The organism is Pantoea sp. S62, assembly GCF_016658625.1.
In the GTDB taxonomy this organism is placed as follows: Bacteria; Pseudomonadota; Gammaproteobacteria; order Enterobacterales; family Enterobacteriaceae; genus Pantoea; species Pantoea vagans.
In genome coordinates, this window is sequence record NZ_JACVVI010000001.1 from 341,785 (window position 1) to 361,350 (window position 19,566).

19 protein-coding genes are annotated in these 19,566 nt (G+C 55.7%); 7 read left to right on the plus strand and 12 right to left on the minus strand.

Annotated features, from left to right (window positions below):
• Positions 1-18: 18 nt before the first annotated feature.
• Positions 19-1,431, plus strand: coding sequence for a GABA permease (gene gabP, locus IBT54_RS01585; protein WP_193372119.1), 1,413 nt, complete (start codon positions 19-21; stop codon positions 1,429-1,431).
• 199 nt (positions 1,432-1,630) lie between these two features.
• Here the strand turns inward: gabP and IBT54_RS01590 are convergent, their stop codons facing one another.
• The 3 genes from IBT54_RS01590 to IBT54_RS01600 all read right to left on the minus strand — a co-directional run bounded on the left by IBT54_RS01590 (position 1,631) and on the right by IBT54_RS01600 (position 3,739).
• Positions 1,631-1,933 carry a type 1 fimbrial protein gene (locus IBT54_RS01590; RefSeq protein WP_013196427.1) on the minus strand — a complete coding sequence of 101 codons (303 nt, stop codon included), beginning with the start codon at positions 1,931-1,933 and terminating at the stop codon, positions 1,631-1,633.
• Between the two features lie 469 nt (positions 1,934-2,402).
• Positions 2,403-2,822: a VOC family protein gene (locus IBT54_RS01595; protein ID WP_013196428.1), complete on the minus strand. Its 420-nt coding sequence runs from the start codon at positions 2,820-2,822 to the stop codon at positions 2,403-2,405.
• Between the two features lie 20 nt (positions 2,823-2,842).
• On the minus strand, positions 2,843-3,739 hold the full coding sequence (locus IBT54_RS01600; RefSeq protein ID WP_110332142.1) for a LysR family transcriptional regulator: 897 nt from the start codon (positions 3,737-3,739) through the stop codon (positions 2,843-2,845).
• 146 nt (positions 3,740-3,885) lie between these two features.
• Between IBT54_RS01600 and IBT54_RS01605 the strand changes: the two genes are divergently transcribed.
• Positions 3,886-4,737 (plus strand): Vmh family MBL fold metallo-hydrolase, encoded by an 852-nt coding sequence (locus IBT54_RS01605; protein WP_201251403.1) that lies wholly within the window; start codon positions 3,886-3,888, stop codon positions 4,735-4,737.
• Between the two features lie 91 nt (positions 4,738-4,828).
• On the opposite strand, the gene IBT54_RS01610 is transcribed toward IBT54_RS01605, so the two are convergent.
• Entirely contained in the window at positions 4,829-5,500 is a 672-nt protein-coding gene (locus tag IBT54_RS01610; RefSeq protein ID WP_013196431.1) for a hypothetical protein, read from the minus strand.
• Positions 5,501-5,715: 215 nt separating this feature from the next.
• Positions 5,716-6,030 (minus strand): DNA-binding transcriptional regulator, encoded by a 315-nt coding sequence (locus IBT54_RS01615; protein WP_013196432.1) that lies wholly within the window; start codon positions 6,028-6,030, stop codon positions 5,716-5,718.
• Between IBT54_RS01615 and IBT54_RS01620 the strand changes: the two genes are divergently transcribed.
• On the plus strand, positions 6,029-6,214 hold the full coding sequence (locus IBT54_RS01620) for a hypothetical protein (RefSeq protein ID WP_041456533.1): 186 nt from the start codon (positions 6,029-6,031) through the stop codon (positions 6,212-6,214). The genes IBT54_RS01615 and IBT54_RS01620 overlap by 2 nt on opposite strands.
• Here the strand turns inward: IBT54_RS01620 and IBT54_RS01625 are convergent.
• Positions 6,207-7,112 carry a LysR family transcriptional regulator gene (locus tag IBT54_RS01625; RefSeq protein ID WP_013196433.1) on the minus strand — a complete coding sequence of 302 codons (906 nt, stop codon included), beginning with the start codon at positions 7,110-7,112 and terminating at the stop codon, positions 6,207-6,209. The two genes, IBT54_RS01620 and IBT54_RS01625, sit on opposite strands and share 8 nt — an antisense overlap.
• A 97-nt stretch (positions 7,113-7,209) precedes the next feature.
• Here IBT54_RS01625 and IBT54_RS01630 point away from each other — a divergent pair, with 97 nt between their 5' ends.
• Positions 7,210-8,268 (plus strand): SDR family oxidoreductase, encoded by a 1,059-nt coding sequence (locus IBT54_RS01630; RefSeq protein WP_201251404.1) that lies wholly within the window; start codon positions 7,210-7,212, stop codon positions 8,266-8,268.
• Between the two features lie 54 nt (positions 8,269-8,322).
• Here IBT54_RS01630 and rluF read toward each other — a convergent pair whose 3' ends face one another.
• Together rluF and IBT54_RS01640 are read right to left on the minus strand one after the other, a co-directional pair.
• Positions 8,323-9,189, minus strand: coding sequence for a 23S rRNA pseudouridine(2604) synthase RluF (gene rluF / locus IBT54_RS01635; protein WP_201251405.1), 867 nt, complete (start codon positions 9,187-9,189; stop codon positions 8,323-8,325).
• Between the two features lie 103 nt (positions 9,190-9,292).
• Entirely contained in the window at positions 9,293-9,763 is a 471-nt protein-coding gene (locus IBT54_RS01640; RefSeq protein ID WP_013196436.1) for a GNAT family N-acetyltransferase, read from the minus strand.
• Positions 9,764-10,085: 322 nt separating this feature from the next.
• On the opposite strand from IBT54_RS01640, the gene sfnG reads away from it, so the two are divergent.
• Positions 10,086-11,174: a dimethylsulfone monooxygenase SfnG gene (gene sfnG, locus IBT54_RS01645; RefSeq protein ID WP_201251406.1), complete on the plus strand. Its 1,089-nt coding sequence runs from the start codon at positions 10,086-10,088 to the stop codon at positions 11,172-11,174.
• A 129-nt stretch (positions 11,175-11,303) separates the two neighbouring features.
• On the opposite strand, the gene IBT54_RS01650 is transcribed toward sfnG, so the two are convergent.
• Together IBT54_RS01650 and IBT54_RS01655 are read right to left on the minus strand one after the other, a co-directional pair.
• Positions 11,304-13,277, minus strand: a complete 1,974-nt coding sequence (locus IBT54_RS01650) for an autotransporter outer membrane beta-barrel domain-containing protein (protein ID WP_201251407.1) — start codon at positions 13,275-13,277, stop codon at positions 11,304-11,306.
• A 194-nt stretch (positions 13,278-13,471) separates the two neighbouring features.
• Positions 13,472-14,362, minus strand: a complete 891-nt coding sequence (locus IBT54_RS01655; protein WP_201251408.1) for a MurR/RpiR family transcriptional regulator — start codon at positions 14,360-14,362, stop codon at positions 13,472-13,474.
• Positions 14,363-14,778: 416 nt separating this feature from the next.
• Between IBT54_RS01655 and IBT54_RS01660 the strand changes: the two genes are divergently transcribed.
• Positions 14,779-16,899: a TonB-dependent siderophore receptor gene (locus IBT54_RS01660; RefSeq protein ID WP_201251409.1), complete on the plus strand. Its 2,121-nt coding sequence runs from the start codon at positions 14,779-14,781 to the stop codon at positions 16,897-16,899.
• Positions 16,900-16,933: 34 nt separating this feature from the next.
• A complete protein-coding gene (locus IBT54_RS01665; protein WP_201251516.1) occupies positions 16,934-18,028 on the plus strand; it encodes an ABC transporter substrate-binding protein in 1,095 nt (364 codons plus the stop codon).
• Here IBT54_RS01665 and IBT54_RS01670 read toward each other — a convergent pair.
• On the minus strand, positions 18,017-19,000 hold the full coding sequence (locus tag IBT54_RS01670) for an XdhC family protein (protein ID WP_013196443.1): 984 nt from the start codon (positions 18,998-19,000) through the stop codon (positions 18,017-18,019). The two genes, IBT54_RS01665 and IBT54_RS01670, sit on opposite strands and share 12 nt — an antisense overlap.
• Positions 18,997-19,563, minus strand: a complete 567-nt coding sequence (locus tag IBT54_RS01675; RefSeq protein WP_201251410.1) for a nucleotidyltransferase family protein — start codon at positions 19,561-19,563, stop codon at positions 18,997-18,999. The genes IBT54_RS01670 and IBT54_RS01675 overlap by 4 nt, the downstream gene beginning before the upstream one ends.
• Positions 19,564-19,566: the final 3 nt, after the last annotated feature.

Below are 19,566 nucleotides of genomic sequence, written 5' to 3' on the forward strand. Positions count from 1 at the left end.
GGAGACGTTTACATGACGATGACTCAGAGTGCGAATAATGAAGATTCGCTGGCTCAAAACCTGAAACCGCGCCACGTGCGCATGCTCTCAATTGCGGGTGTGATTGGCGCAGGGCTGTTTGTCGGCTCCGGCCACGCGATTTCTGAAGCCGGTCCTGCGGTGCTGATCTCTTATGCGGCTGCCGGTGCGCTGGTCGTGCTGATTATGCGGATGCTGGCCGAGATGGCCGTCGCTTCACCCGATTCTGGCTCATTCTCAACCTATGCGGATAAAGCGCTGGGCCGCTGGGCCGGTTTTACCATCGGCTGGCTCTACTGGTGGTTCTGGGTGCTGGTGATCCCACTGGAAGCCAATGCAGCAGGCACTATTCTGCACGCCTGGTTCCCTGAGGTCGCCATCTGGCAATATACCTTTGCCATCACGTTACTGCTGACCATTACCAACCTGCTCAGCGTTAAAAATTATGGTGAATTTGAGTTCTGGTTTGCGCTGATCAAGGTCGTGGCCATCATCCTGTTCCTGGGTGTGGCGGGTGCGGCAGTATTGGGTCTGCTGCCTGACAGCAACACCAGTGGCCTGTCGCATCTTTATGACACGCACGGGTTTATGCCGAACGGGATGGGTGCGGTTGTTGCGGCCATCCTGACCACGATGTTCTCTTTTATGGGTACCGAAATCGTCACCATTGCCGCTGCCGAGTCCAAAAACCCTGGCAAGCAGATTACCCAGGCAACTAACTCGGTCATCTGGCGCATTGCACTGTTTTATCTGCTGTCGATTTTCTTTGTGGTGGCGCTGGTGCCGTGGAATACACCAGGCCTGGTCGAACAGGGCTCATGGCAGACGGTGCTGACGGCGATGAACATCCCGCATGCCCGGCTGATTGTCGACCTGGTGGTGCTGATGGCGGTGTGCAGCTGTCTTAACTCTGCACTCTATACCTCATCGCGCATGCTCTACTCCCTGTCACGCCGTAAAGATGCGCCTGCTTCGGCTTCACGCACTAATCGCAGCGGCACACCGTGGGTTGCAGTGCTGCTTTCTACAGCGGCTGCGTTTCTGGCGGTGATCGCCAACTATCTTGCGCCAAGCGTGGTGTTTGAATTTTTACTGGCGACCTCGGGGGCGATTGCGCTGCTGGTCTATCTGGTGATTGCCGTATCGCATCTGGTGCTGCGTAAGAAGCGTGAAAAGGCGGGTGAAGTCCTGAATTACCGGATGTGGTTATTCCCTGGCCTGACGTGGGTGACGATTCTGTTTATTACCACCGTACTGATCATCATGTTGTTTGATGCGAAACATCAGGCTGAATTACTGGCAACCGGCGGTTTAACGCTGCTGATTATTACCACCAGTCTGGTTCTGCGTCGTAAAAAGGAGAAGCGTCAGAGCACGAAGTACTTTACTCAGCGCTCTTCTGACCCTTCGTGATTCTCTGATACATTCCATAAACTCAAAAAGCCCACCCTCAGTAATAAAGGTGGGCTTTCTGTTTATCTGTCCGCTGACCGATACAGGAGTTAACAACCCCCTTTAAGATATGGGTTTTATAATTTACTTTCAGCATAGTCGTTACTAACCAAAGATTGCGCTGGCGTTATCAGGTCAACAGTAGAATCAGCGGTGAGAATTACAGATAGCTGACTTCAATAATCCCTTTGCTTTTCTCAGGATTAAACCAGTGCATCTTTACTACCATGGGCAAGCCGTTCAATGACTGGGGGTTCATCATGTCAGCAGTAGTAACAACAGACTTGCCACGGGCGGGATCAAAGCAGTCAAAAACGACAGGATTCTGACCGATATTCATATTGCATGAACCATTGGTGATGGCTCCACTGAAGGAGATCGTGCCTGAATTTGAATCTGCGCTCGCTGGACCGGCCAGAGTAATCAGCAGCGTGGTAAAGCAGGTAATTAAAAGTGATTTCATTTTTCGTCCTCCAGAGTATGTGTCTCCTGTTATCGGCTCACAGACTCAAAGATTAAGTACTTAATGAGAGAATGAATGTAAATATTCAGCCGTCTGGCCCAATGAAATCCATTAAGAAGGTGCTGTTAAGAATTATCCCAATCCTGCCAGTTAAAATGAGTGTAGTGTAATGCGTGCTTTTCACTTAATTTTTTCAGTGTTCTGATCAAATCGATAAAAAAATCACGAAACCGGTAAGCCAGCGGCATCACAAGTTTCTCTTTCTTTTCGTGTGAGATTCATCCTGGCGACTCATCAAGTATTACGGAAACCATTAAAGCAGAAGGGCTGGCAGCCTTTTTAAAAGACCTCACACTTATTATTTTTAAAGAATTTTTTTCCCGACCAGATAAAATAAAAAAAAGGACTGTTAAGTTAATTTATTAACGCCAGCCCCGGAATTGTAAATTTTTACAAACAACTATTCAGTTTATTCCAGATACTGACTGAACCGCAGCAGATAACCATCCGGATCCTGAACAAGGCATTCCCGCTGGCAGGCGGTCGTCTCGCCAGTGTCATAATGGTTATCCCGTAACGCCCGATAGAGCGGAACAGCGTGCTGCTGTAAACGCGCCATTACCGCCTCAATGTCATCCACTTCGATCTGGAAATTAATGCCCCGCCCCAGCGGCCAGCGCAGATCGGCGGTATTCCAGCCCTGCGGATGGAACTGCTCAATCATCAATTGCGCCTGGCCATAGCAGAGGTAAGCAAAGTCAGGCTGCTGACGCTGGATCCTCACCTCAAAGCCCAGCACCACCGTGTAAAAACGCAGCGACGCGGCAAAGTCAGTGACGGTAAGTTCTGGCACCATGCTATTCCAGTACAGGTTTTGATTCTCATCCATAAAGCGTCCATTTTTGTCAGTTACGATCGCGGCTCATCTCCGGCTCGCATACTGTTCTGCAGCTCATCCAGCATCAGACGCAGCGCAGCAGACTGATGCTCGCGCGACAGGTAAAGCCCCCAGATGCCAATGCGCTGCGGCTCATAATCAGGCAATAATTCCACCAGCTTTCCCGCTTTAAGCGCATGGCGTGCCTCCCGTTCAGGCACCATCGCTATCCCGCAATCTGCAATCGCTGCGTCACATAGCAGTGACGAGATGCCCGCACTGAAATTTCCTTTAACGGCGACAGCGATTTTGCCGCCATCAGCCGCCGTGAAATGCCAGCTCTGTCCGGCAAAACGACTGTAGTAGAGGCAGTTGTGCTGCGCCAGATCGCCAGGCGTTTGCGGGATGCCTCGCTTCTGCAGATAGCCGGGTGAGGCGCAGAGTACCGAGTGACATTCACCGAGACGGCGTGCGATTGCCCCCGGCTCTGGCGCATCGGTGATACGGATGGCGAGATCGATGCGCTCGCTGATCAGGCTTACCGGCTGATTGTTAATATCCAGTTCAATGCGCAGTGCCGGATAACGGGCAAGAAAATCGGGCACGACCGGGCCGACAAGATGAAGCGCCGTAAAATGGGCACAGGCGATGCGTAACGTTCCGGCCGGAACACCCTGGGTGGTTTCCTGCTGGATCGCATCTGACAGCAGGGCCAGCTGGCGGGTCTTTTGCAGAATCGCCTCACCGGCAGGCGTCAGGGTCAGCCGGCGCGATGAGCGATGCAGCAGACGCGTTCCCGCCCACTTTTCCATCTCTTCCAGATAACGGCTGACCATCGGCCGTGAGATCCCCAGCGCACGAGAAGCAGCACTCAGGCTGCCCAGCTCACATATCCGGTTAAAAACGGCAGCTGCCGTCACTCTGTCCATCCCGCTCACCTGTTCGGATTATGAAACTCAGCATCTCTGATTGCGGGAATTCTAACAGATAGCCAGATGGGTAGAATAGCGCTACTGATTCTGAACATCGCCCGATACACCTGCCTGAGTCGGGCATTTATCTCTGAGGAATATTCATGAAAACGATTCTGTTACCTGTGATGCTCGTTCTGGCTTCGGCCTCTGCCAGCGCGGCCACGCTGCAACTGGAAACCTATAATCCGCAGGAAAAGGGGATTTTTGCCGTCTCCTCAACCCTGGTCTCCGGGCCAACCGAAGCGATTCTGTTTGATGCACAGTTCAGCACCCAGGATGGTGAGAAACTGGTGGAGATGATAAAAAAGAGCGGTAAAAAGCTGAAAGAGATTGTGATCACTTCTGGCGATCCCGATTTCTACTTCGGTCTGGAGCCGATTGTTAAAGCCTGGCCGGACGTCAAGGTCGTTGCCGCACCTGCCGTAGTGAAGCATATCCAGCAGACACATGACGCCAAGCTGAAATACTGGGGCCCTCAGATGAAACAGGACGCACCGGATAAGGTCTTTGTGCCAGAAGTTACGCATCAGACCCGTTTCAGCGTGGATGGCGAGGCGCTGGAACTGCGTCATCCTGATCAATATGCTGCATACATCTGGATCCCCTCAGTGAGCACCATTCTGGGCGGTACGGCTCTTTCCTCTGGCATCCACGTCTGGACGGCTGACACTCAGACCGTTAAGAGCCGCAGTGAGTGGCGTCATATCCTCACAGAGATGCAGTCGCTCAACGCGAAAAACGTTATTCCGGGCCACTATCTGGGTGCGCGTCCAGCCGGTTCGCAGGCTGTAGATTTCACCCTGAATTATCTGAAGAGTTTTGAAGCGGCGCTGTCAGAACACAAAACCTCAGCAGCGGTGATTGCTGCCATGAACACCGCCTGGCCAGAACTGGCTGAACCAGCTTCACTGGAACTCAGCGCGAAAGTGAATACCGGCGAGATGAAGTGGTAAACCTGCAGAGAGGTCCGCTAACGGCACGGTGAGCTGGGTTCAGCGATCATTCTGTGCGGATGCCAGTGACTGAGAGCAAAATGACCGGGCGCTATCTTTTCGCCAGATAGCGCCTGTCGTCACGCGCCTGCAACCGAGCCTCTGCCGGTGTGGGAAAGATATAGTGAAACAGGTCGCGGTAAAAACTCAGGTGCTTCATTAATCCATCCTGAATGGATTTACGGATGTCTTTAATCAGGAATTCCTGAGTGGTATTAAAGTTAGCCATACTGAAAAAGGTTTTGTCGTAGACGTTGACCACCCCTTCCCATTTCATCACCTGCTCTTCCGGAGACACGCCTTCCGAGGCGACAAACATCCCCTTATGGGATTTCACTCCCTGTTTACTGACATAGGTGGTTAAGGCGTCATAGCCGCGCTTGTTGCGCCAGCGACAGAATTCATAGGGCACATCGTAATGCGGTAGTACAAAGTCCGGGCTGCGAAAATGTTCATCGCCGATCAATCCATCCAGGGTGACCGTGAAATGAAGGAAGTCCTGCAGGAAGTCGAACTGACGGGTTTTGGTCAGCGTGACATTAATGGTGTAGTGACCAGCCTGCACATACCAGTAATTGGTAAAGCCGGTCACCAGAATACAGAACGCCTGCCAGTCACTGAGTCTTCTGTCGCCCGCCAGCCCTCTGAAACGGCTGATCATCATCCGTGATTTGGGATGCTGATACGCTTTCAGCAGCGGATCGTTCATACCTTTCAGTAACATCAGGCACACTCCTTGATAGATTGCGCTTATCCTGCCACGCCCTGATCAGGGTGAAAAGTGTCGTTGTTCTGAATGTGAGCCCTTTTAAAATCTCGATTGAGGCGGGAAATGCACTGTCTGATTAGGCGAAAAAGAGGGCTATGTTAACCTGCCGGGGTAACGGATGTCGGGCGCAGCCGTAAAAGAATGTGCTGCCCGCCATCCGGACGGGCATATCAGAGCTGCGCGAGCGTCTTTAGCGTTTCAGGGTTCTGCTGCACCATGCGAATTAATAATACAGCCTGGGCGTTAGGTCTGGCTCTGCCCTGCTCCCAGTTCTGCCAGGTCGTCTCGCCAGTGTGGAGATAATGGGCGAAAACGGCCTGAGAGAGGTTGAGTTTTTCGCGTACGTCGCGCAACTCCTGTGGCGCAATAGTGACAGGAGCACGCTTAGTAACCTTATGCCGTTTAAGTGTGATTTTGCCCTCCTGATGATCCTTAAGCTCCTGCATACCCGTCATCAGTTCACTGAAAATATCGCATTCAGTCATGTCTCAACCCTTTTTTGATCACATTCAGCGCGGTCGCCAGGGCATCACGCTGCTGCTTCGTAAGATCGTCGCGTTGGTCTTTATCGTAGATGGTAAACAGGATGAATTGGCCTTGTTCGTCCGTCCAGTAATAGATAATCCTGATGCCACCTCTGGCACCCTTGTGTCGGCGCTCATCAACTGATATTTCTCCTGGTTCCCTGCTCCACCACCTCACTCAACCGCCCGACCAGCTTACGGACCTTATCAGGAATAAAACGGGCATCCGGGAACACGGCATAGAGATAACGATCGGGCAGTCGCCAGTCAGGTAACACCCGCACCAGTCGGCCGGAGGCCAGCGCGTCTGCGCCAGGCAGCGTCTGTAAGCCGCCAATGCCGAGGCCTGCTTCAAGAGCCTGCATCAAGGCATCGCTGTTATTAGACCGAAACACACTTTCCACCGGAACAGAAATCCTCATGCTCTCAGAGACCAGCTGCAGCGGCGCATCAGTCGCTATACCGCTAAAACGTATATGTGGATGGCGCATAAGGTCATCGGGTGTCTGCAGTGTGCCGTTTCGCGCTATCCACTCAGGGGAAGCCACCAGCACGGTTTCAACCGTGGCGAGTGAACGGGCAGCCAGCATGGCGGGTGGCGACTCGCTGAGACGGATCGCCACATCAACGCCCTCCGCAACGAGGTCAGACAGGCGATCCTCCAGCGCAATATTCAGACGCAGCGCGGGATGCGCCTGCTGGAAGGCGATCAGATGCGGCATCAGCCGCTGCCCGATGCCGGTCGGCAACTGAACATGCAGTCTGCCGTGAAGCGGCTGCGAGCCGGGCCGTAATTGCTGCTCCAGTTCCTCCATCGCACCAAGCACTTGCCTGACCTGCTGCAGATAATGGAGCCCCTGCGCCGTCAGCGCCATTTTTCGCGTGGTGCGGTGCAGCAGTACCACGCCCAGCACCTCCTCCAGCGCGGCAATCTGCTGGCTCACCGCGGACTGCTTCATGCCGTTTTGCCGGGCCGCCGCCGAAAACGATCCCGCTTCCGCGACCCGGATGAAGGTCTGAATCGCAGTCAGTTTGTTCTGCATTTATTGATTTTCCTGATAAGTGATATCCGGTTCCGGGGATTTAATCAGAATTTAACGCAGGTGAGAATGCGGCTTCTTTCTTAACCGGATAGCGATCATGAAAACAACACAGGGCAAAAAAGTTGCGCTGGTAGCGGGTGCCAGTGGAATTGTGGGTCAGCAACTGACTCAGGCGCTGGTCGCAGACCAGTGGCAGGTAATCGCGCTGACCCATCGCTCAGGTTCTGCTACAGGCGGCACAGAGGCTGTTGCGGTCGATCTGCGCGATCGGCTGCAGAGCCAGCAAAGGCTGGCATCACTCACCGACGTTACGCATATCTTCTACAGCGCCTGGCTCAATGCTGCTGACTGGACGGCGATGGTCGGACCCAATCTCACCATGTTGCAGAATCTGGTTCAGGTCATGGAGGATGTCGCCCCGCTTGAGCATGTCAGTCTGATGCAGGGATACAAGGTGTATGGCGCACATCTGGGCCGATTCAAAACCCCGGCGCGGGAAAGCGATCCTGGCGTGCCGGGGGCCGAGTTCAACGCCGCACAGCTGAACTGGCTGAGCGCACACCAGCAGGGTAAAGCCTGGCACTGGAGTGCGCCGCGCCCTGGCGTCGTTGGCAGTGATCGGCATGGCAACAGCATGAATCTGGCGCTGAGTCTGGCGCTCTATGCATCGATCTGTCGCGCGGCGCGGCTCCCTCTGCGCTTCCCGGGTTCGCCGGAAACCTGGCACAGCATGGTCGATTTTACCGATGCTGAACTGCTGGCCGATGCCACCCTCTGGACTTCGCGCAGCGCTAACGCGCGTAATCAGGCGTTCAATATTAACAATGGTGACCTCTGGCGCTGGAGTGAGCTGTGGCCGGTGATTGCAGCGTGGTTTGAACTGGAGATTGCCCCGCCGGTTTCGCTGTCATTCCGGCAGATGTTTCAGGATTATCGTGCGCTGTGGTGGCAAATCGCCGAGGAGCATGCCTTAATTGAAGCGGATATTCTGGCACTCAGTGACGGTGCTTTCGCTGATTTTATTTTCGGCTGGAATTACGACATGTTTGGCGACGGCAGCAAACTGCGGCGGGCAGGCTTTCACGGTTATCGCGCGACGGATGAGATGTTCTGCGATCTGTTTGCCCGCTTTCGGGCGGCACGCGTTATTCCGTGATGCGTCCGTGAAAGCGCAGAGAGCGAGAATATCGCTCTCTGCATCGGGCTGGGTTTAGCGCCCTTTCTTCTTCCGTCCAGGCTGGACAAAGCGCTTGCGCGAGGCGCCAGCCGCATCCGGTTTCGCGGCACTTTTCTGCGGTTTCTTAGCGGCAACTGCTTTAGCCGGAGCTTTGGCTTTCTTCGCGGGTTTATCTTCTGAAGAGGAGTTCTCGAGCAGTTTAAACAGCTCAACGAGTTCGTCGTCGGTGAGGTCGCGCCATTCGCCCAGCGGCAAACCCTTAAGATTGACGTTCATGATGCGGGTGCGCTCAAGCTTCGTCACTTCAAAGCCGAAATGCTTACACATGCGACGGATCTGGCGATTCAGACCCTGAACCAGCGTAATACGGAAGACAAATGGCGCTTCCTTTTTTACTTTGCACTTTTTGGTCACCGTGCCCAGCATCGGCACGCCTGCGCTCATCCCGGCAATAAATTCATCGGTGATAGGCTTGTCGACGGTAACAACATACTCTTTTTCATGATTGTTACCGGCGCGCAGGATTTTGTTGACCAGGTCGCCGTGGTTGGTCAGGAAAATCAGGCCCTGAGAGTCTTTATCAAGGCGGCCAATCGGAAAGACGCGCTTGCTGTGATTGACGAAGTCGCTGATGTTATCGCGCTCGCCCTCTTCCATGGTGGTGATGATCCCCACCGGCTTATTCAGGGCAATCAGCACCAGGTCGTCTTCATCGCGCGGTTCAATCAGCTGACCATTCACCTTCACCACATCACCTGCAAATACCTGCGCGCCCACAGAGGCGCGTTTGCCGTTAATGAAAACGTTGCCCTGCTCGATGTAACGATCGGCGTCACGACGGGAGCAGATACCGCTCTCGCTGATGTATTTATTAAGACGTGTTGATGAGCCAGTCAGCATGATTCCTCCAAAAAACGCGGACTATACCTTACCGGCGGGGGCTTGCGAAGTCTTTGCACGGTAAACTTTCGCCCCATTTCGCCAACCTTGCGGCAGAGGGCATTCATAGCCCAATCGCCATCTCAATACAGCGCAACGCGCAGCCCGCCAGCTTTGACGGATAGAGACTTTCTCCCAGCGCGCGGAAGCCATGCTGCTCATAGAAGCTCACGGCGTTCGGCGTCGATGCAAGGGTCAACTGACGGTAGCCACGCTGCCGCGCCTCCGCTTTAATGGTATCAATGATCAGGCCAGCCATTCCCTGTCCGGTGAAATCGGGCAGCGTAAAAATGGCTTCGACACTGGCGGCGGCGAGATCCAGCGATCCGGTAGCGACCGGCACACCGGCCGGGCCATCAATCACGAAAAAAGGATTAACGCGGATCATCGCAGGAAAGCTGGCAGGCATACGGTCTGGCGTCCAGGCGGCAATCACATCGGGTGGATAGACCTGCTCACAGCCGTGACGAATGGCCTGATTTCGGATGTTCCATAAAGTATGCGCCTCTTCAGGCGATGCCTGTCTGACTATCATGCTCCCCTCCGGCTGTGATGGCGTCGCGCGTCGCTACGTTATCACAGCACGTCCCGCATAACTGACATTGTCGCCCTGTTGCCGTCAATAGCGTGATGGCAGGCATTCAACGTTCACCGATCCGTTCAGGCATCGCTGCTGCATTGGCAACCCGTTTGTCTCAGCCGTGCCGCATTTGCAACACATCTGGCTCGCCTCAAACTATTTACTCCTTTAAAAACAGTCTCTTATTTTATGGCACGGTTACTGCTTATCTTTCCTTTATATCGGAAAGTTTGGAAAAAATGATCGCCCCATTAATTTAGCTATATAAGGAGAGACTATGTCCGCTTCACAGCCTTTACAGTTCGCCTACTGGGTTCCGAATGTCTCAGGCGGATTGGTGATCAGTCAGATAGAGCAGCGAACCCGCTGGGATGCTGCCTACAATCGCAAACTGGCGCAAATCGCCGAACAGGCGGGTTTTGATTATGCGCTGACGCAGATCCGGTTTACTGCCGGGTATGGCGCAGACAATCAGCATGAATCCGTCACCTTCTCACAGGATCTGCTCAGTCACACCTCGAAGTTAAAAGTGATCGCCGCGCTGCTGCCTGGCCCTTGGAATCCGGTATTAGCGGCAAAGCAGATCGCTACCATCAGCCATCTCTATGGGCCACGTATCGCCGTTAACATCGTCAGCGGCTGGTTCCGGGGTGAATTCAAAGCGATTGGTGAACCCTGGCTCGATCATGAAGAGCGCTATCTGCGTTCTGAAGAGTTTATTCGCTGCCTGCAAGGCATCTGGCGCGAAGAGAATTTTACTTTTGCGGGTGATTTTTATCGCTTTCGCGATTACGCCATGAAACCCAAGCCGTTGTCTCCATTACCGGAAATTTTCCAGGGCGGCAGCTCACGTGCGGCGCGCGACATGGCTTCCCGGGTGTCAGACTGGTATTTCACTAATGGGAATACGCCGGACGGCGTCCGTCTGCAGATCGCGGATATCCGTGAAAAAGCGACACGCAATCAGCATCAGGTCAGAATCGGACTGAATGGATTTGTGATTGCGCGGGAGAGTGAACAGCAGGCGCAGGCGGTGCTTCAGGAGATCATCAGCAAAGCCAACCCGGATGCGGTGAAAGGCTTCCAGCATGAGGTCAAAAATGCAGGCAGTGCTTCACCCGAAGGTGAAGGCAACTGGGCGAAATCGTCGTTTGAAGATCTGGTGCAGTACAACGACGGCTTCAAAACCAATCTGATTGGCACCCCCCAGCAGATTGCTGAACGGATCATCGAACTTAAGCAGGCCGGAGTCGATCTGCTGCTGCTGGCGTTTCTGCACTTTCACGAAGAGGTGGAATTCTTTGGCCGCGATGTGATACCGCGCGTTCGTGAGCTGGAGGCGCAGGCGGCACTGACCGAAGCGTGAAAACCGCACGTCAGAGCGAGTTTAACGCTCTGCCGCCACGGCGTAATGAATAACACGCAGTGTCGTCTGCCGCACCGTTTCTGACAGCGGCAGACGATCTCTGCACGGCCTTTTGATACCGCTTAACATTTAAAAACGGGCGTTAAGCCCGACGTTCCATGTCACCTGGTGATAGTCGCTGTTACCTGTCACCGCTGAAACGCCGGCAAACGCGTTCACCGATGTGCCAATGGGCACGCTTGCGCCCAGAGCCATATTGATCCAGCTATCATCCCGTGACCCGCTGCTGCGGGTAAAGGCGGTGCGGGTCGATTTCAGTCCGGCGGTAACAGCAGAGTCGCTGTCGCCGAACTGATAGTTGTAACTGACCTGCGCCCAGGGATTGATCACTAAATCTTTGCTGTCGATACGCCAGCCCACCGAGCCGATTTGCGAATGCAGTGTCTGGTCGCCAAAGCGCATCGAGGTACTGCTGTTACCCTCTTCTCTGTATCCATCAACCTGGGTGTAGTCAAGCGCATAGCTGGCCATCGGGCCGGTGGAGACATAGCGGCCCAGCGGTAGATCCCAGCCGGTCTGCACCCGCATTCCCAGCACCTTGCCGTCGCTGCTGCCCTTCTCCGTGCGGGTCGCCGGTCCCAGTCTGACCTTACGCTCAATATCATCAAAGTTAAGATCGGCGTAATGGGCATCTGCATTAATCCATCCCCGATCCAGATAATTTAACTGGCTCCACAGCGCCACCAGATTGCCGCGTAAACGGTAATCAAAGCGCGACGAGGGATCCTGTCGTTGCGAGGTGGTGGAGAGCATGGCGCCGGCCTGCCAGTGATCGGTCAGCTGATAGCCCACACCCACGGTGCCGGTGGCGCTGGTGGCATCGCCATCCAGCAGGCTGTCGCCGCGGAAATCTCGCTGCTGTCCGGCATAGCCGCCGAAAACCGTAAACTCTCCGGCGCTGGCGGGCTGCTGACGCTGCTGTTGCAGATGGCCATCCAGCGTATTCTGCGCATCACCCACCAGCATCGACGGTGCCTGACTCAGTGCGGCCACCTGCAGCGGCGCATTCAGTACTGACTGAATATAATCGGCGATCAGCGCATGCACTGCCGGGCTGGGATGCAACCGGTCGGCGAACAGATATTGCTGTGACTGCGAAAATCCTGGCGTCGAGGAGGTGCAGTCCATGGATGAGACGCCGGGCGGACAGGCCATGCCCGCCGTGTTGCTGAGTCCATACAGGCGCGGGTTATCAATCACCTCATTAAACAGGCCATTAATATCCACCCGCGCGATGTTACCGCGTGCCGCCACCAGGCCCTGTTCCTCCGCCTGGTTGTAACGATCGGTGAGCGCCGCCGCCTCCTGACTCAGCAACTGCCAGGCGGCAATCAGCTGTTGAGCAAGGGCATCGCGGATCAGCGGAAGCGAAGAGACCTGACCAGCGGCCTCGTTAAGCGCGGTTTCAATCGCCTGTTCTCTGGCGGCACGATCTGGCGTGGTGGTGGCGCTCAGCGACTGAAACAGCGCCGACGTGGCAGGCTGCGCGGCCGGACCCAGCACCTGCAGAATCGCCTGAAGCAGCGCGGGCGTCGCCCCGACATTTGGCACCGTAGGCACAATCACCGTGCCGGCCCCGGCATCCAGCAACCGGCTAACCTGTGAGGCTGCGGCACTGGCACTGTTATCCACGATCTGCTGCGCAGCGAGCGGCGCAAGAGCTGCCGCCGCTAAGTCATTGCCGCCAATCCAGTGAATATAGAGTCCGTCCGGATCGGCGCGTCCGTCGCGCGCCGTCAGGTAACGATCAAGCTGATCCTGGCTATTAAATAACGGATTGATCGCGGGCACTGCGACGGCACCGCCCTCGGCATAGTTGTTACCGCCCTGGGATGAGGGGCGCAGAGTGTCACCCAGCGACTGCGCCAGGATCTCGTCATAGAGCGGATGGGTCGCACCATCATAGGTAAAACGTCCTACGTTTCCACCATCGCTCAGACTGTCACCAAAGACGGTAAGGTCACTCCATGCCATTGCAGGCAGCGGCGACAGCAGGCTCAGGGTGGCACAGCAGAAAAGGTATTGCGCGTGAAGGGGTTTCATCAGCAGCTCCGCACAAAACAAAGTAAAGGGAGAAAAAGTAAAGCCGCACCTGGAGGCGCAGCACGCTGTAAGCGTAGTCGCCCTGGTAAACGGGCTGATGAAAAGAGGCGATCGCGCTCGCAAAGCGGGAAAATTTGACGTAAAGCAGAGCCGGTTCTTACCGGGAAACTCCGGTCACGGCTCAATCCTGCAGATTACTTTTTGCTGGCGGGTTTCAGCCCGCGATAGAGATCCTGTAGCCGTTTCATCGTCTTAACGGTGCGCTGCGGCAGCGTCGACGCCACCGACAGGATTAGTATCTCAAGACAGACCATAATCGTGCCGTGCAGCGGAATGCGCCCCTTCTCACCCCCACGGGGCACATTGATCACCACATCTGCCTCACGCGCGAAAAACGAGTCGGTGGCGTTAGTCAGCAGGATAATCGGGATATCCAGCCGTTTCGCTTCACGCACCACCGTAGTTCCCTCCCGGTGCGCCGACTGCTGCGCCATCATTATCAGCACGTCGCCACGCTGCAGCGCCAGCATCTGTTCTGCCAGCGCAATGCCGGCGCGATTAAGCGAAAAGGCGGGCAGGCCGATGCGGTTCAGCAGCCGCACGCTGTAATCCGCCAGAATACCCGAGGCATTAATGCCAAAAATAGCCACTTCCCGCGCTTCACTCAGCAACGCCACGGCATCTGCCACTGCCACCCGGTTCTGCGGCTGCGCCAGCACCTCACAGGCGTGCCGGTGACCCGCAAGTACGAAGTCGATGGCGCTGTTCACATCACTGGTCACCTCACTGACCGTGGTGATCATCTTATCTTCCGAGGTCAGTGAGGGACCAAACCAGGCCCTGAGCGTCTGTTTGAGATCGCGCAGTCCGCTAAATCCCAGCGCCTGAATGGCACGGATCACGGTGGCGTCAGAGGTCGCATTCGCTACGGCGATCTCCATCGCCGTACTTTCAAGCACCGTTTCACGCTGTTGATCGATATAGCGCGCCACCGCCAGCAGACGAGGCGAGAGCTGCTTTTCGCGGGCGCGCAGACGCTCTGCCACCACATCCACCCTGTTTTTAACTGGCCGGCTCTGTTTCATGCTGTTCCTGCTGCTGGGTTAAACGTTGAAAAAATGTAGTGAATGGCTGAATCCGTTTTCTTTTTCACCTGCAAAAGATGGGGATTTATGCCTCAAACGGTATTTGGCATAGAAATAAATTCAATTTATTCATTTACCTGAATCACACACGCATCTGATTATCGGTGAAGGTACATTTAGCCATAATTGTAGTGATTTATGTACAAATTATGTTTACTACTACATTACCGGATGTTTGAATGATTCTCAATTACAGATGAGAAGCATTGTCGTCCGGGTGCCGTAATGATCGCCGAGCCCTGATGCTGATCGCCTCTGTTTAAACCGCTGCATCTTGCAGAACACCTTCAGGGAAGCCCGGCGTAGTCGTCAGCCATCGGGCCTTATTAGCTTCAGAAACAGATACGAAAAGAAGAATGAAAAACAGAGACTCGCGATATCCGGCCCGGCACCCCGCTCTGGTCGTGGCGATCTGCGGCAGCATGCTGTTGCCGCAGGTCAGTGCAGCAACCGACAGCGCATCAGATATGACCGTGACCGCCGATGCCAGCTCAGAGGGAAATTACAGCGCCAGCGAAACCAGCGTTGCCAGTAAAATGCCAACCGCGCGGCTCGATGAAGCACAATCGGTCAGCGTGGTGACGCAGCAGCAGCTGGAGGATTTCCAGGCCAGCTCCCTGGCGGATGCAATGCGCTTTGTCAGCGGCGTCACCGAGGCCAATACGCTGGGCGGCACCGAAGATGGCTTTGTACGACGCGGTTTTGGCAGTAATGCCGATGGGTCGGTTTATCGCGATGGCATCCGCAGCAGTCAGGGACTCAATTTTGATGCCATGACCGAACGGGTTGAGGTGCTGAAAGGCTCCTCCTCGCTGCTGTATGGCATTCAGAATCCGGGCGGCATTATCAATGTGGTCAGCAAAAAGCCACAATACAGCTGGCACTCCAGCGTTACCGGGCGTTACGCCAGTGAAGGTGGCGGTGCGGGTACGCTGGATGTCACCGGCCCGCTGGGCAATGGCTTTGCCTTCCGGCTCATCGCCGAAAAGCAGAATCAGGATTACTGGCGCAACTTTGGCAGCGAAGAGCACACGCTGCTGGCACCCTCTCTGCAATGGTTTGGCGAGCAGGCCAGCTTTCTGATCAGCTATGCCGACTACCGTTATGATATTCCCTACGATCGCGGCACCGCCTTTATCGACGGCAAGCCGATCAATATCGGCTATAAAGATCGTCTGGATGACAAAGCCAATCACGCATGGGGCCATAACAAAACGCTGAATGCCCACTATGACTGGCAGTTTAATGATGAGTGGCGCACCCGGTTTACCCTGGGCTGGAATCAGCGGCGCTATGACAACAATGAGGTGCGCGTAACGGCGGTGAATGCCAGCACGGGCGTGGTTACTCGTCGCGCCGATGCCAACCGCGGGTTTAACCACAAAACCAAATATGTGAGCTGGGATCTGCTGGGCAACCCGGAAATTCTGGGCATGCAACATGCGCTGGTGGTGGGCACCGACTATGAGATGAACCAGACTTATCGCGCCCATCAATATCTGGGCAAGGTCAATCGCCAGTTCAGTTATTTCAATCCCGACTATGACATCCTGTCACCGGTTACAGATGACAGCACGGAAAATACCACCGGCGCGAATAACCTGAACCGTATTCATAGTCGTTCGCTTTACGCCAAAGACAGTATTTCACTCACACAGGACTGGATTCTGGTGCTGGGCGGCCGTTATCAGCATTATGAACAGCGCGCTTCCCGCGGCGTTAATCCCCAGTCAGAAATCCTGAACGATGAGGGCAATAAGTTTCTGCCACAGGCGGGGGTAATCTACAAACTCACGCCTGACCTCTCTTTCTACACCAGCGTCAGCAAATCGTTTACGCCATCTACCGATGTGGATGATGACGGTAATGTCGGCAAGCCTGAACAGGGCACGAGCTGGGAAGTCGGCAGCAAATGGCAGCTTTCGCCGAAACTGCTGGCAACAGTGGCGCTTTACCGGATTGATGAAAAGGCGATGTCGCTGAACATCAATGGCAGCACGCGGGCCATCGATAAAGCACGCTCGACCGGCGCTGAATTTGAGCTCAACGGCGAAATCGCGCCCGGCTGGGATTTGAGTGCCAACTACAGCTATGATCAGGCAGAGATCGTCAGCGATCGGGTGAATCCGGAAAACAACGGTAATCGCCTGCAGAATGCACCGCGTCATGCCGGTGCGCTCTATCTGAGTCATGAGATGCAGATCACCAGCCTGCCCGGCGCGTTCAGGCTCGGCGGTGGCGCGCGCTACGTCGGCACCCGTGCGGGCGATCCTGATAACAGTTTCACCCTGCCCGACTATGTCGTGGCAGACAGCTTCGTGGCGTGGAACAACCGCCTGTTTGGTGAAAAAACCCAGCTGCGTCTGAATATCAATAATTTGTTTAACCAGCACTACTACAGTTCAAGCGGCGGCAACCTGCGCGTCCGTGAAGGCGAAACCCGTAATCTGATGGTACAGGCCCGTGTGGAATTTTAACTCGCTACGTTCGGTGCTGCTGACGATCGCTGTGATGCTGGTCAGCGCGGGTGCACATGCCCGTACGCTGACCGATATCACCGGTCGCCAGGTCACGATTCCCGACCATCCGCAGCGCATTGTGCTGGGTGAAAGCCGGATGCTCTACAGCGTCGCACTGCTGACGCCCGGTAATCCGCTGCAGCATATTGCCGGCTGGCCGCAGGATCTGAAAAAGTACGATTTTCAGACCTGGCAGGTTTTTGCCCGCCAGTTTCCCCGGATGGAGACAATTCCGGTAGTGGGGCTGGATGGCGTTAACGATATGAATCCCGAAAAGGTGATCGCGCTTAAGCCCGATGTGGTGATCCTGCCGCAGCTGGCACGCGACAGTGAAAACGGCGCCGTGCTGGAGAAGATGCTCGCTGCGGCGCATATTCCGGTGGTGAAGATCGATCTGCGGGTTAATCTGCTGAAAAACACTGAGCGCAGCATCACTTTGCTGGGTGAGGTGCTGAATCAGCCGCAGCGCGCGGCTGAGTTTAATCACTTCTACCGCAGCCACATGCAGCGCATTGCCGATCGGCTGGCGAGTTATCACGGCCCTAAACCGTCCGTTCTGCTGCAACTGCATCTTGGACGGCGCAGCGAATGCTGCGTCACCTCGGTGAATGGCAATCTGGGTGAGCTGCTGACATTTGCCGGTGGTAATAACATCGCAAGCCAGCAGATTAAAGGCGTGTTTGGGCGGCTGAGTGAGGAGCGCGTGATTGCTGCCCAGCCGGAGTACTACTTTGCCACCGGCAGCGGCAGCTCCGATGAGGCGGGCGCGCTGAAGCTCGGCCCCGCCGTTACCGCGTTGCAGACCCGGCAGAGCCTGCTGGCACTGACCGGCCAGCAGAACGCACTGAAACAGCTAACTGCGCTACGGCAGGGTCATACCGGAGCCCTCTGGCACAATTTTTATCTCAGCCCGTGGCACGTCGTAGCGACCGAGTTCTTTGCTACCACGCTCTACCCGCAGCTATTCCGCGACGTCGATCCCGAACAAACGTTACAGCAGCTGTTTCGTGATTTCCTGCCCATCCCTTATTCGGGCAGCTATCTTTATCGGCTGGCACCTGAGAAGACGGCGGGATCAGGCGGCTGAAGGCTCACTATTCTTCACGCGGACGATATCGGCCATGACCGACAGCGCAATCTCCGCCGGGGTTTTGCTGCCGATGGGCAAGCCGATGGGCGCATGGATGCGGTCCAGTTCGGCCCGATCCATCCCCGCGATCTGTTGCAGACGCGCCCGTCGTTTCTCGCTGTTTTTCGCCGAACCCATGATGCCGATGTAGAACGCGGGGGTTGCAATCGCCTCCATCATCGTCAGGTCATCAATGCGCGGATCGTGAGTCAGTGCCACAATCGCCACCGCGGCGTGCGCGCCATTCAGTTCCAGCCAGCGCGCCGGATGCTGTGATACGAGCGTCACGTTGTCCGCGTCGCTGAAATGGCTCTCCAGCTCCGTCCGCATTTCCGGTCGGTGCTCACAGACCCGTACGTGAAACCCCAGCATCTGTCCCAGCCGGATGCACTCATGTGCCACGCTGGAGTAGCCTGCGATCAGCAGTTCCGGTATCGCGCCAACCGGCAGTAACATCTGCTGCTCGCTGGCATCCAGTGCGGGCAGTCTCCTGTCGGCGGCAATCGCCTCCCACTGCGCGCGCTCGCCCGGCCGTATCATTTTTACCAGCGGCTGTTGCCCGCTCAGCGCGCGCTGCATCGCCGTCAGCAGCGCCAGTGTGACGTCATCAGGCGGCAGAAACTCGATGACGATTTCCAGACTGCCGCCACACGGCAGGCTGACGTCCGGACGCATCCCGCCCTCGCCGTAGCGTACCCGCTGACTGCTGGCGCGGTACGCCCCCGCCGCCAGCTGCGCCAGAAAGTCCTCTTCGATGCAACCGCCTGACAGCGATCCGCAATACGCGCCGGCTTCGTTAACCGTCATGAGGGTCCCGGGTGCGCGCGGCGAAGAGCCATAGGTGTGCAGCACCGTACAGAGCCAGACCTGCTGGCCCGCCTGGCAACTGCTCAGTGCCGCATTAATCACGCGTTGATCCAGCGTTATCATGAAAATTCCTTTATCAGCTGCAGATCGGCAGGAAAATCGATATCACAGAGGCAGCCGCGATCGTGAAGCGGCAGCCGGACAGCCTGTGACTTCACCATCGCCTGGGGTCCGGCATCGCCCTGTAACGTGCTCAGCACTGAAAAATAGTGATTCTGAAAGCCCACCGGATGGCCCGGCTTGCCCTCAATGACTGGCCTGACGATCGGCGCATCCGCCAGTGCGGCACTGACGGCGCGGTAACTTTCAGGCGTCACAAACGGCATATCGCCCAGCGCAATCAGCCAGCCGTCGTAGTCATGGCTGGCGTTAACGCCCGCTGCGATGGACTCGCCCAGCCCGCCGCTGTCGCACAGCACGACCGTCGCCCGTGAGCAGAGCGACTGGATTGCCTGGGCGTCGGGACGGGTCACCACGAACAGGTCAAGTCCACTGGCAGCGGCCTGGTCCAGCGTGCGCTGCAATACCGCTTTGCCTTCAAGATCAGCCAGCAGCTTATGCCCGCCCGCCTGCTGGCGAAAACGTTGACTCAGCCCGGCGGCCAGTACAATCAGCGCAATCTTCACTCT

Excerpts from the sequence above, each read along its gene's own strand:
- IBT54_RS01640 (WP_013196436.1), bottom strand. The coding sequence starts at position 9,763 with ATGATAGTCAGACAGGCATCGCCTGAAGAGGCGCATACTTTATGGAAC.
- IBT54_RS01625 (WP_013196433.1), bottom strand. The coding sequence starts at position 7,112 with ATGCAGAACAAACTGACTGCGATTCAGACCTTCATCCGGGTCGCGGAA.
- IBT54_RS01600 (WP_110332142.1), bottom strand. The coding sequence starts at position 3,739 with ATGGACAGAGTGACGGCAGCTGCCGTTTTTAACCGGATATGTGAGCTG.
- IBT54_RS01615 (WP_013196432.1), bottom strand. The coding sequence starts at position 6,030 with ATGACTGAATGCGATATTTTCAGTGAACTGATGACGGGTATGCAGGAG.
- IBT54_RS01595 (WP_013196428.1), bottom strand. The coding sequence starts at position 2,822 with ATGGATGAGAATCAAAACCTGTACTGGAATAGCATGGTGCCAGAACTT.
- IBT54_RS01670 (WP_013196443.1), bottom strand. The coding sequence starts at position 19,000 with ATGATAACGCTGGATCAACGCGTGATTAATGCGGCACTGAGCAGTTGC.
- IBT54_RS01630 (WP_201251404.1), top strand. The coding sequence starts at position 7,210 with ATGAAAACAACACAGGGCAAAAAAGTTGCGCTGGTAGCGGGTGCCAGT.
- sfnG (WP_201251406.1), top strand. The coding sequence starts at position 10,086 with ATGTCCGCTTCACAGCCTTTACAGTTCGCCTACTGGGTTCCGAATGTC.
- IBT54_RS01605 (WP_201251403.1), top strand. The coding sequence starts at position 3,886 with ATGAAAACGATTCTGTTACCTGTGATGCTCGTTCTGGCTTCGGCCTCT.
- IBT54_RS01620 (WP_041456533.1), top strand. The coding sequence starts at position 6,029 with ATGTCTCAACCCTTTTTTGATCACATTCAGCGCGGTCGCCAGGGCATC.
- rluF (WP_201251405.1), bottom strand. The coding sequence starts at position 9,189 with ATGCTGACTGGCTCATCAACACGTCTTAATAAATACATCAGCGAGAGC.
- IBT54_RS01660 (WP_201251409.1), top strand. The coding sequence starts at position 14,779 with ATGAAAAACAGAGACTCGCGATATCCGGCCCGGCACCCCGCTCTGGTC.
- IBT54_RS01590 (WP_013196427.1), bottom strand. The coding sequence starts at position 1,933 with ATGAAATCACTTTTAATTACCTGCTTTACCACGCTGCTGATTACTCTG.
- IBT54_RS01610 (WP_013196431.1), bottom strand. The coding sequence starts at position 5,500 with ATGTTACTGAAAGGTATGAACGATCCGCTGCTGAAAGCGTATCAGCAT.
- gabP (WP_193372119.1), top strand. The coding sequence starts at position 19 with ATGACTCAGAGTGCGAATAATGAAGATTCGCTGGCTCAAAACCTGAAA.
- IBT54_RS01665 (WP_201251516.1), top strand. The coding sequence starts at position 16,934 with ATGCTGGTCAGCGCGGGTGCACATGCCCGTACGCTGACCGATATCACC.
- IBT54_RS01650 (WP_201251407.1), bottom strand. The coding sequence starts at position 13,277 with ATGAAACCCCTTCACGCGCAATACCTTTTCTGCTGTGCCACCCTGAGC.
- IBT54_RS01655 (WP_201251408.1), bottom strand. The coding sequence starts at position 14,362 with ATGAAACAGAGCCGGCCAGTTAAAAACAGGGTGGATGTGGTGGCAGAG.